Origin of the sequence: Rhizobium ecuadorense, from assembly GCF_001187535.1 — a bacterium.
GTDB classification, from domain to species: Bacteria; Pseudomonadota; Alphaproteobacteria; order Rhizobiales; family Rhizobiaceae; genus Rhizobium; species Rhizobium ecuadorense.
Map to the genome: position 1 here is coordinate 1 of NZ_LFIO01001323.1, position 239 is coordinate 239.

At 56.5% G+C, this 239-nt stretch carries 1 protein-coding gene; it reads left to right on the plus strand.

What is annotated here, in order from left to right; genetic code table 11:
- The coding region (locus AF337_RS28860) for an SDR family oxidoreductase (protein WP_152971223.1) at positions 1-236 on the plus strand (236 nt) is incomplete at its 5' end.
- Positions 237-239 lie beyond the last annotated feature (3 nt).

A 239-nucleotide genomic window follows, 5' to 3' on the forward strand; every position in this document is an offset into this window, starting at 1 on the left:
GGGCACCCTATAATGTCACCGTAAATACCGTATCGCCGACGTTCATCCACACCGATGGTACAGCACCTTTTCTATCCGATGCCGACAATCACAAAGCGACGCTTGGTCACATTCCACTCGGCCGGATCGGTGAAACCGATGATGTGGTGGGCGCCGTAATCTTCCTTGCATCACCGGCTGAGAGCCCAATCATTGGCGCGAACCTGCTGGTGGACGGTGAATGGTCCGTCGCCTGAGGC